This window comes from Vibrio sp. 03_296, from assembly GCF_002265885.1.
Genome location: NZ_NPKW01000895.1, coordinates 1 through 822, shown reverse-complemented (window position 1 = coordinate 822; position 822 = coordinate 1). Strand labels below are relative to the sequence as shown.

At 47.3% G+C, this 822-nt stretch carries 1 protein-coding gene and 1 pseudogene; one reads left to right on the top strand and one right to left on the bottom strand.

The window, feature by feature from the left end:
• Positions 1-430: pseudogene (locus CIK04_RS28700) on the top strand (MetQ/NlpA family ABC transporter substrate-binding protein); the annotation flags it as partial.
• Between the two features lie 82 nt (positions 431-512).
• Here the strand turns inward: CIK04_RS28700 and CIK04_RS28695 are convergent.
• A partial coding sequence (locus CIK04_RS28695) for a DUF2310 family Zn-ribbon-containing protein (RefSeq protein ID WP_176463465.1) occupies positions 513-822 on the bottom strand: 310 nt, incomplete at its 5' end.

Below are 822 nucleotides of genomic sequence, written 5' to 3'. Positions count from 1 at the left end.
AGTTGGCTGACGGCGTGCGTATTGCGGTACCAAACGATCCAACCACCTTGCCGTTCTCTGCTGCTTCTTGTAGCAACAAGGTTGATCAAACTACGTCCAGAAGTGGGTCTACTCGCGACCGTTCGTGACATCGTTGAGAATCCAAAGAACATCACCATCGTTGAATTAGACGCAGCGCAACTGCCTCGCTCTCTTGACGATGTGGCGCTATCGGTGATCAACACCACTTACGCGAGTTCTATCAACCTAACTCCAGAAAAAGATGGCGTATTTGTTGAAGACAAAGAATCTCCATACGTGAACCTGATTGTGGCTCGCCAAGACAACGTTCAAACRAAATGTACAGAACTTTGTTAAAGCGTACCAAACTGAAGAAGTCTACACGGCAGCAAAAGAAATCTTCAAAGGCGGCGTAGTAAAGGGCTGGTAATTTCGATAGAAAAAGTCGAAGTTCAACAAAAAAAAGGGTTGGCGTGAAAGCGCCAACCCTTTTCATATTGAGATTCCATTTGCTATTTCAAATGATCCCAAGAGATGTTTGAGACGATACGGCAGTCATCACATTTGAAATAGAAGATATCGTGCAGCGGCTCATCGAGTAACCATTCACCACCACATTTGGGGCATTTTCGCGCTTGCTCTTCGGCTAGCGAATGGCCGCCAACACGGTATTGGTAATAGTAGGTCGGCACTTTCGTGATGTATTCAATTACGACCAGAATCATCCCATGCCTCGCTTGAACAAGACACTGATCCACATCGCACATCTCATGCAGTGCGGCATGCTCGGCACGACACGCTCCGGCCATCTGCAGTTCATCG